The following is a 12,786-nucleotide window of genomic DNA, read 5'->3' as shown; positions in this document are numbered from 1 at the left end:
TAAGTATTCTTAACCCTATTTTTGCAATCATGGAATCACCCGTAAAATTCACCGGACTTATACCCGCACTTGAAACTTGGAGCATGAACGCCACCCTGATGTTTTATACTGAAACACTTGGGTTTACTATTGATGGTAAGATGGAAAACAAGGGGGATATTTTTTGGGTGATGCTTCGCCGCGATAATGTTTGGATAATTTTTGCCAAACCCAACGAGGTTGAAGGTAATGTGCGAGCTAAGCTTACAGGTAACCTGTACATATATGCAAATGATGTGGATACTATTTGGACGTTTGTGAAAGACCGCGCCGAAGTAGTATATCCTATCGAGGATTTTAAATACGGTATGCGCGAGTTTGCCATCCGTGATAACAACGGTTACATTTTGTGTTTTGGCAAGCCTATTGCTAAGTAAGTTGTATGCAACTTACAAAACTGCTTATCATTATAATGGTTATCCCTTTGGCGGCAGCATGCAAGCCAAAACAGCAAACCAACTCTAGTGTAGAAAAGGTGAGCAGTGTATTTGCAAATACTTCTGATAAAAAAACACAAACAAACATGAACGATAGTAACACAAGGCTTGATACTGCCACCTTTGGCGCAGGTTGCTTTTGGTGTGTAGAAGCTGTATTTCAAGATTTAAAAGGTGTAAAAAGTGTAGCCTGCGGATATAGCGGCGGCAAAATTAAAAACCCAACTTACCGCGAAGTTTGTAGCGGGCTTACCGGACACGCGGAGGTGATACAAATAGCTTACAATCCTGATAAAATTTCTTTTGACGAACTGTTAGAGGTGTTTTGGCAAACCCACGACCCAACAACGCTGAACCAACAAGGTGCCGACCGTGGTACACAATACCGCAGTGTGGTATTTTACCACAACGAGGAACAGAAAGTACTTGCCGAAAAATATAAAAAGGCATTAAATGACTCGCAGGCGTTTGCAAACCCTGTAGTAACTGAAATAAGTGCCTACACTGAGTTTTACAAAGCTGAAGATTACCACCAAAACTACTTTAACGAAAACGGCGAAGAACCTTATTGCCGCATGGTGATTAAACCCAAAGTAGATAAGTTTAAAAAGGTTTTTAAAGACAAGCTGAAAAAAGAAGCGGCACAGTAATTAGCTGTTCAAGAAATAAAATACCCCCGATAAAGGCAGCAACCTTCATCGGGGGTATTGTTTTTATCTGAAACTATTATTCGTTTGCGTTTTTAATAATTTCTACGATTTCTTGGCTTACTCCTGTGTATGAGAAACCACCATCGTGGAAAAGGTTTTGTTGGGTAACATAGCGGGTCAAATCGCTAAACATCGCTACGCAATAATCAGCACAAGCTTCGGCAGGGGCATTACCCAATGGCGAAAGTTTTTCAGCATAATCAAAAAATGCATCAAACCCTTTCACGCCTTGTCCGGCTGTAGTCATTGTAGGCGATTGCGAAATGGTGTTTACACGTACTTTCTTTGTTTTACCGTAGTGGTAGCCAAAGCTACGGGCAACCGACTCAAGCAATGCTTTGGTGTCGGCCATCTCGTTATAATCAGGGAAGGTACGTTGTGCAGCTATGTAAGTAAGAGCCAATATTGATCCCCACTCGTTCACAGCATCTTTGCGATACAAAATATTCATCAAACGGTGGAACGACATTGCCGATATATCCAACGTTTTGTGCATAAAATCATAGTTCAAATCGGTGTAGTGCTTGCCTTTGCGTATGTTTAGCGACATACCTACCGAGTGTAGCACAAAATCAAGCTTGCCGCCCAACACCTCTTGCGATTCATCAATCAGTTTCTCCAAGTCCTCGGTCAAAGTCACATCAGCACCAATAACCTTAGCACCCGTTTTTTCAGCAAGGGCATTAATTGCACCCATGCGCAAAGCTATGGGAGCATTGGTAAGCGTAAATTGCCCGCCCTCTTCGTGGCAGCGTTCGGCAACTTTCCAAGCTATCGAGTTTTCATCCAAAGCACCGAAAATGATGCCGCGTTTTCCTTTCAATAAGTTATTAGCCATCGGTTTGTTATTTATGGGCACAAGTTTAAGAAAAATAAATGGCTTGCAAGGCGGTACAGACTAAAACTTAAGAAGCAGCTTACATCCGTAACACGGGCTGCCGTTATCATTAGCTTAACATTTGCCACAAACCCAACACTTAAAACTAAAAACTGTAAACGTACACCAATATTTGCCCTTGCTGTTTTTATCCAAAAATTGCATCTTTGCAATCCTTTTAAAATCAGATTAAAAAATACTACTATGGGTAAAGGCGATAAAAGAAGCAAAAAGGGCAAAATTACATTGGGTTCATACGGAAACTCACGCCCTCACAAACTACAAAAAGTAAAAGCAGCTAAAACCAAAGCCGCTAAAAAAAGCTAATTACGCAACTGCGTGATAAATAAAAAAACCGATTAGCCAGGCTAGTCGGTTTTTTTTATGCGCTTTAGTTAAGTGTTTATCTCAGGGTGATAAGCGTACTAATTTCCAAAAGCCCTCTCCCCCTTTAATGTATTTAAGGCGGTCGTGCAAACGGCTGGGGCGACCTTGCCAAAACTCAACGGTATGTGGCACAACTCTGTAGCCTCCCCAATGGGGCGGACGCATCACACTTTTATCAGCATAAAATGCGGTTAATTCTTCCAGCTTTTTATCAAGTTCTTCCCTGCTTTCAATCTCGTAGCTTTGTTCTGAAACCCACGCACCAATTTGGCTGCCTTTGGGTCTTGAAGCAAAATATTCATCAGACTCTTGCGAAGATACTTTTTCAACCTCCCCTTCTATACGTACTTGCCTTTCAAGTTCAGGCCAAAAGAAATTTAGAGCAGCGTGGGGATTAACCGCCAGCATTTGTCCTTTATCGCTGTGGTAATTGGTGTAAAACGTAAAACCCCTTTCATCCAACCCTTTCAATAACACAATTCTTGAAGCCGGTTTACCGTCAGGTGTGGCAGTGGCAAGGTTCATGGCATTCACTTCCAATACTTCTGCCTCCATTGCCTCACGAAACCATTTGTCAAACTGCGCAAAAGGGTCAGCAAGCATATCACTTTCGTTCAGGCTTGCACTTTGGTAATCCGTCCTTATTTCTGCAAGAGTCTTGGTCATGGTGTTCAGTTTCCTGTTTTTAGTTTCCAGTTAATTTGCAAAAGCTTGTCACAATTTCCTATTTCCACTCTTTAACTGAAAACAGAAAACTGTAAACTTAAAACTATCTCCTAAAAGGCAATCCCTTCATACTTCTACCTGCTCCTTGCAATTTGTTCATGGTTTTCATCATCTTACGCATATCTTCAAATTGCTTTATCAGCTGGTTTACTTCCTGCACATCCCTACCTGAGCCTAATGCAATGCGCTTGCGGCGTGAGCCGTTCATCACATCGGGGTTTTGGCGTTCGTGCGGGGTCATGGATTGTATAATCGCTTCGATGTGTTTAAAACTATCGTCGCTCACATCTACATCTTTAATTGCTTTGCCGATACCGGGTATCATTCCCATCAAATCTTTCAGGTTACCCATTTTTTTAATTTGCTGCAACTGGCTGTAAAAGTCTTCAAAGTTAAACTCGTTACGGCTCAGTTTCTTTTGCAAACGCTCGGCTTCTTCTTTATCAAATACCGATTGGGCACGCTCTACCAACGATACGATATCACCCATACCCAAGATACGTTGGGCCATACGCTCGGGATAGAACACATCCAAGGCATCCATCTTCTCGCCCATGCTCACAAACTTGATAGGTTTGTTTACCACAGATTTGATAGACAACGCCGCACCACCGCGTGTATCACCGTCCAATTTGGTTAGTACCACACCGTCAAAATCCAATCGCTGGTTAAAGGCTTCGGCAGTATTTACCGCATCCTGACCTGTCATTGAATCTACAACAAACAAAATCTCACCCGGAGTAATCGCCTTTTTCACATTGGCTATCTCGGTCATCATCTCCTCGTCAACACTTAAACGACCGGCAGTATCCACAATCACAAGGTTGTGGCCGTGTTGTTTAGCGTGTTTTATTGCGTTTTCGGCAATTTGTACGGGGTTCTTGCTGTCTTCTTCAGTGTAAACGGCTACGCCAACTTGCTCGCCCAGTACTTTCAACTGGTTGATAGCCGCAGGACGGTAAACGTCGCAAGCAACCAGCAAAGGATTGCGGCCTTTACTTTTAAGGTAACGGGCCAACTTACCGCTGAAGGTGGTTTTACCACTACCCTGCAAACCGGCTATTAGTATAATGGCGGGGCTGCCGCTGATATTAATATCTATTTTTTGGCCGCCCAGTAATTCTGTAAGCTCATCGCTCACAATTTTTACCATTTGCTGGCCGGGCGATACGCTGGTGAGCACATTAGCACCCATTGCTTTGGTTTTTACCGTATCGGTAAAAGTTTTGGCAATTTTATAGTTTACGTCGGCATCTATAAGGGCTTTGCGTATTTCTTTAATAGTTTCGGCAACGTTCAGTTCAGTAATTTTTCCCTGTCCGCTAAGCGATTTAAAGGCCCTTTCTAACTTCGAACTTAAATTCTCAAACATTTTTAAGCGTATTTTTGCGGCTGCAAATGTATGCAATTGGCTGAAGAATATGGCAAGCACGGTATAGTGTTATTTGATGGTGTGTGCAACCTTTGCAACAGCAGTGTGCAGTTTGTGCTAAAACGCGATGCTGCTGATTACTTCCGTTTTGCGGCATTACAATCGGATACAGGCCAACAACTGTTGAAACAATCGGGGTTGCCCACCCGGCACTTTTCAACGTTTGTTTTTATCGAAAAGGGGAAATATTACACACAATCGACCGCAGCACTTAAAGTAGCCAAACATTTGAATGGTTTATGGCCGCTACTTTATGCGTTTATTATTGTGCCGCCTTTTATTAGGAATTTTGTGTACAGATTGATTGCGAATAACCGATATCGCTGGTTTGGCAGGCAAGAAAGCTGCATGATACCCACCCCTGAATTGAAAGCCAAATTTATCTGAGCAGAATTACCGTTCCGCTGAATACATGCCATTTGCCGTATAAATCAAGGTATTCTATCTGATAGGCGTACGTATCTTGTTGGCAAGGCACTCCCAAATGTGTACCGTCCCATTGTTCGGCAACTTTATTGGTTTCAAATATTTGTTGGCCGTAACGATTATAAATTTTCATTGAAAAACGTTTGGCCCACAATGGCCCATACACACCAAAGGTTTCATTCCCGTCTTTCTGATTGGGTGTAAACGCCGTAGGGATATGAAAGAAGTAATCGGGCGCTACATAAATGGTAGAATCAATGGTATCCCTGCAATTTTCTGCCGAAATAGCTATCAACCGCACTGTACGGTAACCTGTATCCCTGAAACCGTATCTAAACAAGTTGCCATTATTAATATAGGTGGTGTCATCGTACCATTCTAATGAAGCATAGTTTAGCGATTGATTAACAAAATCATAGAAAATTCTGGCAGTATCGTTATCGTCTTTATTTAGAGTAAAGCCTGCCACGGGCAAATCATGCACAATCACTCCGTTTTTTAGCGTATCGATTTTTTCACAGCCCCAATCTGAGTTTACGCGCAACAACACATCGTATGAACCCGCGGTTGTGTAGGTATGCTTAGCCCTTCGCCCGTTTGCATCTGTAGTCCCGTCGTTTTCAAAATCCCATTTCCATGTTTTGCCCAATATTGCCGAATCAAAAAAATCAACCGACAACGGCACACAGCCTTCCGTATTTGTAATTACAGGATGTGTAATCGGGTAATTGCTTACCCTCAGCTCTCCCTGATAATTGTATTCGGCAAGGCAACCTTGCGCATCAAGCAAAAACACTTTTGGTTTATATATTCTCGATTCGGCAATAGTATCATTAGCAGCCCTCACATACATATGCGTACCCGGATTTCCTGTACTGTCAAACACACTCCCGTCACCGTAATCAAAAAAGTATTCACTATAGTATTTACTACTATCGGTAAAAGTTACAGTGTGCGGAGTACAGCCTTTGTCATCATCAAGGGTAAATTTAGCCACCGGCCCCAGTATAGTTAGGTATGCAGGTCTTAAAAGTGTATCGGCACACCCCAATTTATTTCTTGCAATCAGGTTTACAAAAAAGCCTTGCGGTCCGCTGTTTCTAAAATAAACTGATGTGTATTGGGACACAGCTGGCATTTCTACACGCGGTGCTGCTTCCTGCCACCAAATCAATGTATCGGCGTTTACCGATGTATTGGTGTACTGCACACTCACCGGAGCACAATATTTTAAGGTATCGTTGGTATAAAACCCGGCAATAACTTTCACTGCCCTTACCTGATGAACTGCCGTATCATAGCAGATGCCCCCTTTTGAAACAATTTGACGTACGGTATAAACGCCTGAATCAGCAAATTGTATTTTAGGGGCTGCAACATTGGCCGATGGTAAAAAAGCCGCTGTGCTTGGGGTTACAGTCCATTGGTACTTGTCAGGAACAAGTTCAGCTTCATTAACTGTTGCTACCGAATCGCCAAAACAAACAGAGACAGGTATTGAAAAGCCTGCTCTTATGCCAGAAAACACTGACGATGTAAACGCAATTGTATCTGAACACCCGCTGGCATTGGTCGCGGCTACCAATAATATGTACTCGCCCGTTTGGTTAAAGGTTACTTGTGTGGCTGATGCATTTGGAGTTGTAAACACTACACCTGTAACCGGTTTGGTATGCCAACTGTAGTTGATGGTGGCATTACCGGGATTTAAGAAATTATAGTTTTGAGTTACCGCGGCACTGGCATTGCCCACAAGCGGCACACAACTGGTAGGGTTACTGAATTGAGCCGTGAGAACTACCCCACTCACCTTTATTAATGAATTGACGCGAACCGTATCAATACACCCCTGTGCCCATTGGGTGATTAGCGTTGCGTGGTATCGTCCCGGTTTATCAATAGTAACAGGAAAAGTAGCTCCTGAACCCGTAAATGTAATGCCTGTATCAGCAGCATTTTGCAAACACCATGTGTACTTATAATTTACCGGTGAAATATCGGGGACTGTATTTGCCTGCAATGAGATGGGAACATCCACGCAGGGCAGATAATTGTTTGCCGTTATTGTGGTGGTGGGTTTGATAATTTTTATCGGGGCTAATAAATTAAACGTATCCTCACATTTTGAGTTAAACACCTTTAATGCCACTTTGTAATCACCCGTATCTGAGAAGTTATAGGAAATACGCGGAAAAGCCCCCGAGTTTTGGTGTTTCAAAACAGTTGCCCCGTCTTTACCAAAAATTGTCCACTCATAAATGTTCGGTTCACCCGAAGAAAATGCAGAAGATGTGGAAGTGAATGTTACGGTATTGTTCGCGCAACTAACAGAAGGGTCAACAATAAAGTTTGAACGCCCCGTGCGTCTACTGATACTGGTGGTTTGTAGAATTGAATCAGAACAGCCGTTGCTTCCTTTCACTACTAATTCCAGAGAATAATTACCCATTCGGCTGGTATAAAACACAGGAATAGAATCTGTTGAAGTACCCTCAAGAGCTCCGTCGGGGTTGTAAAATTTCCACAAATAGGTGTGTGTGGCACCTGTCGCCAGTCTTGACCTATTGAATAAATACACCCGTGCAGTTGAATCGCACTCCACAGGATTCAGCACTAAAAAATTTGCCAGCGGCGGGGTTATGTACACCAAATTATTAACGGCTTTTGTGGTTATACACCCATTGTAATCTCTTGTAACTGTAATAGCCTTATAGCCAGTATCAGAAAAAACCACACGCTGACTGTGTTGCGTTGAACCTGCTTGTGCGTTACCGCTGCCTAAATCCCACGTAAAATCACCACCAAGCATTGGGTTTGAAATATTCAGAATAAATTCTTCTCCCCTACACCCTGAATTTTTTGATGGATTAACGGTAAACCCTATCGAGTCTCCCAAAACAAGATAACCCGGTTTGTTTACTCCATAGCTGCACCCGTCGGTATTAATAATTTGTAGCGAGGCGGCAAAAGTTCCTGCCGTATTGTATTGAACCGTGGGGTTGGGTTGAGTTGCCGCAGAAGGATTTCCGCCGCTAAAGCTCCAATTATATTGGCCGGGGGTATGCCCTGCTGTAAGGTTTTTAACTGAATAAGTAATCATTAACGGAACACAACCTTTGGTGGTATCTGCCGCAAAATCAAAACTCATCGGGTTGTATATGCGTACTGCCGAATCTACCTTGTAATAAACCGTAGGACAATTAACCGAACTTGCCGCCAATACAATGCTTTTAACCCCTGCCGTAGTAAATGAATAAACAAACTGAGGGGTGGTATCTGCAATCGGTAAACCGTCAACAATCCACGACCGCGATTGAACACCGGTACTTACATCAGAAACGGTTACCGTATCGGGGCCATCACAAAGTACAGACCTGCTAACTGAAAATAACGGGACGGGATTTTTATTAACGGTGATGTAATTGGGCTTTGAAACTATACATTCTGTTACTCCATCGGCTAAAACTACTCGTAATGAAACCGTGTAATTTCCCGTGTTTGTATAAATATATTGTCCGGTATCTTTTCCTAAAACCGCACCAAAACCATAGTTCCATTCAAAAGTGCTACCGGCAGGTACGTTCGTCGAAAAAAATTTAATTGATTTTGGAGCACAAACAGATGTTTCACTTGCATAAAAGCCAATGCCTGCGCATTGCGCACCTAGCCTTCCGTACCATAGCAAAATAATGGCCGGCAACACCAGTAACGGTAGTTTAGCTTTCATGCTTCACAAAAATATAATGATTTTTTGGTTTGCTTGTTAAGGTTTATACCACCTGCTTAACTTTGTGATGAGTGGCGGTCATTTTTGTATAATATGTTAATAATGTGTAGTAAATCACAACTTATTTTTATATTATTGTATAGTAAATGTTAAAAATTGAGAGAGGTTGTATTTGAATAGACGTATACTTTTAACCTGGGTTGTATTTTTTCTTTCTGTTTCTGTTTTTGCTCAAAAGCAAGCCAACGTTTGGCACTTTGGGATTAACGCAGGAATCAGTTTTAACAGCAACCCTCCTTTCGCAGTAACTAACGGTTCGTTAGTAGCCTACGAAGGGTGTGCTAGTATTTGCGCTCCTTCAGGTCAATTATTATTCTATACAGACGGACAAAAAGTTTGGTCGGCAAATCATCAGCTTATGCCAAACGGACAAGGTCTCGCAGGTCACGTTTCAGCCACACAATCATCAATTATAGTTCCCCGCCCCGGCCATAAAGACCGTTATTACATTTTTACTTTAGACCGTGAAGGTTTATCTAACGGTTTGAAGTACAGCGAGGTGAATATGTCACTAAATTTGGGCTTTGGTGACGTTACCGGTACCAAAAACGTATCAATGATTACCCCCCTTGCAGAAAAACTGACGGTTACCCGCCACAGCAACGGAGTTGATTATTGGGTTTTAGTGCACGGTACTATCGAGGCTTCAAATACTGCCAATGCAGCCAACTTCTACGCATTTAAAATTACCGAAAACGGCCCTGCTACTACCCCTGTAACTACCACTTTAGGCAATGCGCATTTGGGAGCTTCGGGCAAGGGTACCATCGGGTATATGAAATTTTCTCCCAACGGCAAAAAGGTTGCCCTTGCTGTTGGTGTTAATAGCTCAAACAAGTTTGTTGAGCTTTTTGATTTTGATGCCGAGAACGGAACACTATCAAACCCTCTTACAATTGACGGCTATGATATTGCCCCTTACGGTGTTGAGTTTTCTCCCGACAGTAAACGTTTGTACGTAACATCGGGTAAAAGTTTGTTTCAATATACCATCCCCGAGGTTAAAAACTCATCGGTGCTTCGCTTTTCACAAAAAGAATTCACCTCTGATGAAAACCTTTGGGCAATCCAGTTAGGCCCTGATAAGAAGTTATACTTCTGCAAGCAAAATACTACCCTTGGCACTATTAACTTCCCTAACAACGATGCTTCTACTGCCGGATTTACTGATAATTCAATCAGCTTAAACGGCAAATGGGCAGTGCAAGGCTTCCCTAATTTTATTACCAATTACTTTGCAGATAATTATATAGTTGCTGAAAACCTTTGCGAGAATCAAGCTACCCAGTTTGGTTTTCTTATAAACGGTATGGACTCTATCCAGTGGGATTTTGGTGATAACTCAACTTATCCGGGAAATCGTGCCAAAGGTTTTTCACCATCATATACCTACAAGTCTGCCGGTGTATATATTGTTTCGGCAACCATTTACTACAACGGAAACGCTGAAACCTTTAACCACCAAGTTACTATCAATCGTCCGCCTCAATTTACATTGGGCAACGATACTGTTTTGTGTAAATCACAATCTCTTTCTGTTAAACTTAACCTGCCGGGTGCTACCTACTTATGGAACAACGGTAGTAAAGTAGGCAACCGTGTTATTACAACTCCGGGTATCCACTTTGTTGATGTTACATCAATGGGTTGTGTTACAAGAGACTCGGTTAAAGTCACCTATAATATTTTAAACCCTGATTTCAGTATTGATAAAGCTGTACAATGCTTCAAAGGCAACTCTTTCACTTTTACAGCATCTGATACTAAAACAGCTAATAAGTGGATGATTGATGATGTAGCTTCCGGTAGCGGAACTACTAAAAAAGTTTCGTTTACAACAGCCGGAACCCATAAAATCACACACATACTAACTTCTACTTCCGGTTGTGTAGATTCTGTAACCAAGGATGTTAAAGTGAACGCTGATATTAAGGCCGACTTTAGTGTTGCCGTGGGTAATAATTGTGGTGTAACAAACAAGTTCTTCTTTACAAACACCTCTTCTTACGCAGGAGATTATACTATTGAGTTTGAAGTTGAAGGCAGAAAACTTGATAAATCACCTATCGAATGGAACTTTAGTAAAGCAGGTACCTATACGGTAAAACTAACTGCAATATCATCTGAGGGATGCAGTGATGTTATTAGCAAACAAGTAACAGTGTTTGAAGGTCCTGATGCAGCATTCTCTACCATAACTCACAAGTCGTGCGATATTGATAACCGTTTCACTTTCAAGAAAAGCAGCCCGCTGAAAAGTTATGAAACAATTGAGTGGGTTTCAGGGACTACTGTTATTAAAGGTAAAGAAGAAATCAATCTTTCATTCCCTGCAGCAGGTACCTATCCTATAAAATTAACGGTTACAAACCTTGCCGGTTGCAGCGTTACTACTGAGACAGATGTAGTTGTTTACTCATCTCCTACCGTTAGTTTCACTACTTCTAAAAACTCAACTTCTTGTTTAGGAAACAACCCCGTTGAGTTTATAAATACTACTACGGGCGACCATCCTATTCAACAGTTTGATTGGGATTTTGGTGATAATACAACCTCAAACGATAAAAACCCTGTTAAAACATTTGCTCCTAACTCAAGCTATTTGGTTTCGTTAACGGCTACCAACGATAAAGGCTGTAAAGTTACTGCTGTTAATACGGTGACTACTTTTGAAAAGCCCAACGCTGATGTAACCATAAAAACCTTAAGTGCTTGCGAAGCTAACAACAGGTTTGAGTTTTCATTTGCAAACACTAACCCATCTGCCCCTGTATCAGCGTACAGTTGGAAGGATGAAAACGGTAAAGTGTACTATGCTAACCCACTGCCAATTACCTTTACTACTAAAGGTAAAAATACCCTTGAGTTAAAGCTTGTATCTAAAAACGGTTGCGAAGACATTAGCACTCACTCGGTAACTGTTTTTGAAAATCCTAAAGGGACTATTGCAGTAAATAACGACGGACAATGTCTTGACCTTAACGCGTTTAAACTAAGTGTAAACCGCTCTAACGATGTTGAGATTACCAACTACGTTTGGAAACTAGGCAACGGTACTGAGCTGTATACAGCTACCCCTACAGCTAATTATTTAGCACCAGGTAAATATAACATCCAGCTTGAAGCTAAGTCGGCTGAGGGTTGCGAGGGAAGTTTTGACCCTATTGAAGTAACTGTGCACCCAACACCTGTTTTTGAAATTGTGAGCGTTGAGGCTTGTGATAAACAACCTGCCCGTTTGAAAATAACAGGACTGGATAACTTTATACCCATACGTGAGTGGTTGTGGGATTTGGGTGATGGAGAACTTTCTACTGAAGCCCAACCTTCGTACACATACCAACACAGTGGCAGCTACACTTTAACCGCAACTGCTGTTTCTGATAAAGGTTGCAGGTATGTAACTTCAAAACCCAATGGTGTAAATGTGGTTAAACTGCCTACGGCTGATTTTAGCCACTACAAAAAACAATGGGGTTTTGATGAAACTGTAATTGAGTTTATTCCTAAAGTTTCAGGTGATGTAAACTCATACAACTGGGATTTTGGTAACGGCCAATCATCAACTCAACAAACCGTACTGATTACTTACGAAAAAGCAGGATATTATACTGTAGGGCTGGAAGTGGCCAACAAAACCGGCTGCGTAACCAAAATAAGCAAAGAGATTTTGATTGTTCCTCCGTTTGACGCGTATGTTCCAACAAGCTTTACCCCCAATGGTGATGGTAAGAATGATTATTTTGGAATGGACGGCGTGGAGTTTATCAGCAGTTACAAAATGCAGATATTTAACCGTTGGGGACAAGAGATTTTTGTATCGCACGATTTGAACCACCGTTGGGACGGACGTTCTGACGATGTGGCTATGCCAACAGATATGTACTCATACGCCATCAAAATTATTGATGCTGAAGGAAGGCCTTATGCCCTTAACGGTACTATTCACCTTATCAGATAAGCTC

9 protein-coding genes are annotated in these 12,786 nt (G+C 41.9%); 5 read left to right on the top strand and 4 right to left on the bottom strand.

The window, feature by feature from the left end:
* Positions 1 to 29 precede the first annotated feature (29 nt).
* Positions 30 to 416 carry a bleomycin resistance family protein gene (locus tag F9K23_03275; GenBank protein KAB2918179.1) on the top strand — a complete coding sequence of 129 codons (387 nt, stop codon included), beginning with the start codon at positions 30 to 32 and terminating at the stop codon, positions 414 to 416.
* A 35-nt stretch (positions 417 to 451) separates the two neighbouring features.
* A complete protein-coding gene (gene msrA / locus F9K23_03270) occupies positions 452 to 1,126 on the top strand; it encodes a peptide-methionine (S)-S-oxide reductase MsrA (protein KAB2918306.1) in 675 nt (224 codons plus the stop codon).
* Positions 1,127 to 1,202: 76 nt separating this feature from the next.
* On the opposite strand, the gene F9K23_03265 is transcribed toward msrA, so the two are convergent.
* Entirely contained in the window at positions 1,203 to 2,024 is an 822-nt protein-coding gene (locus tag F9K23_03265) for an SDR family oxidoreductase (protein KAB2918178.1), read from the bottom strand.
* 243 nt (positions 2,025 to 2,267) lie between these two features.
* On the opposite strand from F9K23_03265, the gene F9K23_03260 reads away from it, so the two are divergent.
* A complete protein-coding gene (locus F9K23_03260) occupies positions 2,268 to 2,390 on the top strand; it encodes a 30S ribosomal protein THX (protein KAB2918177.1) in 123 nt (40 codons plus the stop codon).
* Positions 2,391 to 2,471: 81 nt separating this feature from the next.
* On the opposite strand, the gene pdxH is transcribed toward F9K23_03260, so the two are convergent.
* Complete coding sequence (gene pdxH / locus F9K23_03255) at positions 2,472 to 3,116, bottom strand: pyridoxamine 5'-phosphate oxidase (GenBank protein ID KAB2918176.1); 645 nt, start codon at positions 3,114 to 3,116, stop codon at positions 2,472 to 2,474.
* A gap of 103 nt (positions 3,117 to 3,219) precedes the next feature.
* Positions 3,220 to 4,548 carry a signal recognition particle protein gene (locus tag F9K23_03250; protein KAB2918175.1) on the bottom strand — a complete coding sequence of 443 codons (1,329 nt, stop codon included), beginning with the start codon at positions 4,546 to 4,548 and terminating at the stop codon, positions 3,220 to 3,222.
* Positions 4,549 to 4,578: 30 nt separating this feature from the next.
* Between F9K23_03250 and F9K23_03245 the strand changes: the two genes are divergently transcribed.
* Complete coding sequence (locus tag F9K23_03245) at positions 4,579 to 4,995, top strand: thiol-disulfide oxidoreductase DCC family protein (GenBank protein ID KAB2918174.1); 417 nt, start codon at positions 4,579 to 4,581, stop codon at positions 4,993 to 4,995.
* On the opposite strand, the gene F9K23_03240 is transcribed toward F9K23_03245, so the two are convergent.
* Positions 4,988 to 8,761 carry a PKD domain-containing protein gene (locus F9K23_03240; protein ID KAB2918173.1) on the bottom strand — a complete coding sequence of 1,258 codons (3,774 nt, stop codon included), beginning with the start codon at positions 8,759 to 8,761 and terminating at the stop codon, positions 4,988 to 4,990. The genes F9K23_03245 and F9K23_03240 overlap by 8 nt on opposite strands.
* A 172-nt stretch (positions 8,762 to 8,933) precedes the next feature.
* Here F9K23_03240 and F9K23_03235 point away from each other — a divergent pair, with 172 nt between their 5' ends.
* Positions 8,934 to 12,782, top strand: a complete 3,849-nt coding sequence (locus F9K23_03235; protein ID KAB2918172.1) for a PKD domain-containing protein — start codon at positions 8,934 to 8,936, stop codon at positions 12,780 to 12,782.
* Positions 12,783 to 12,786 lie beyond the last annotated feature (4 nt).

Source organism: Bacteroidota bacterium (genome assembly GCA_008933805.1).
GTDB lineage: Bacteria > Bacteroidota > Bacteroidia > UBA8524 > UBA8524 > SB11.
Note: the sequence above shows the minus strand (reverse complement) of the source record. Positions and strands in the feature narration are given on the sequence as shown.

What these genes read in the sequence shown, in the direction of transcription:
- F9K23_03275 (KAB2918179.1), top strand. Translation starts at nt 30, where the DNA reads ATGGAATCACCCGTAAAATTCACCGGACTTATACCCGCACTTGAAACT.
- msrA (KAB2918306.1), top strand. Translation starts at nt 452, where the DNA reads ATGGTTATCCCTTTGGCGGCAGCATGCAAGCCAAAACAGCAAACCAAC.
- F9K23_03265 (KAB2918178.1), bottom strand. Translation starts at nt 2,024, where the DNA reads ATGGCTAATAACTTATTGAAAGGAAAACGCGGCATCATTTTCGGTGCT.
- F9K23_03260 (KAB2918177.1), top strand. Translation starts at nt 2,268, where the DNA reads ATGGGTAAAGGCGATAAAAGAAGCAAAAAGGGCAAAATTACATTGGGT.
- pdxH (KAB2918176.1), bottom strand. Translation starts at nt 3,116, where the DNA reads ATGACCAAGACTCTTGCAGAAATAAGGACGGATTACCAAAGTGCAAGC.
- F9K23_03250 (KAB2918175.1), bottom strand. Translation starts at nt 4,548, where the DNA reads ATGTTTGAGAATTTAAGTTCGAAGTTAGAAAGGGCCTTTAAATCGCTT.
- F9K23_03245 (KAB2918174.1), top strand. Translation starts at nt 4,579, where the DNA reads ATGCAATTGGCTGAAGAATATGGCAAGCACGGTATAGTGTTATTTGAT.
- F9K23_03240 (KAB2918173.1), bottom strand. Translation starts at nt 8,761, where the DNA reads ATGAAAGCTAAACTACCGTTACTGGTGTTGCCGGCCATTATTTTGCTA.